The sequence below is a fragment of the Oleiphilus sp. HI0067 genome, assembly GCF_001635735.1.
In genome coordinates this window covers 1-403 of sequence record NZ_LWFI01000740.1, presented here as the reverse complement: position 1 = coordinate 403, position 403 = coordinate 1, and the positions used below count along the sequence as shown (strand labels likewise).

Sequence of the window (403 nt, the reverse complement as noted above, 5' to 3'; positions counted from 1 at the left end):
TCAAATAGTGATTTGCCATAAGGGAATCTTGGTGATTGTCCTGCTTCAACCACTTTAATGATGTGCATAGACAGAACGGTTAAGCCGATATTCATCGCTGAATAAACGGCATCAAATAGGATCATGCCAGAGCCGCTGACGATGCCTAATACCAATCCAAAAACGGCAAAGAATGTTGATGCAAATACTGAGAGTAAGAGAAGTCTTTGTTCGCTCATGATGAAAAGTACTCGCTCAAAAACTCTGGAATGATGTGCGTTTTAAAATGCTCATAATATGCTGATTCGAATTGTGCTTGATTCCAGGTCCTGCCGAATGTGATCTCTGAAGAGCCAGCTTCATAGCATTCTACGTCAATGATGCTGTTGCTATTCTTGCAGATAGCGGTGACAGATTTACGAGC

2 protein-coding genes are annotated in these 403 nt (G+C 41.7%); both read right to left on the bottom strand.

What is annotated here, in order from left to right; translation table 11 throughout:
- Positions 1–218: cation transporter (locus A3739_RS08160; RefSeq protein WP_197472199.1), on the bottom strand; the 218-nt coding region annotated here is incomplete at its 3' end.
- A partial coding sequence (locus tag A3739_RS30795; protein ID WP_231877043.1) for a hypothetical protein occupies positions 215–403 on the bottom strand: 189 nt, incomplete at its 5' end. The genes A3739_RS30795 and A3739_RS08160, both read right to left, overlap by 4 nt.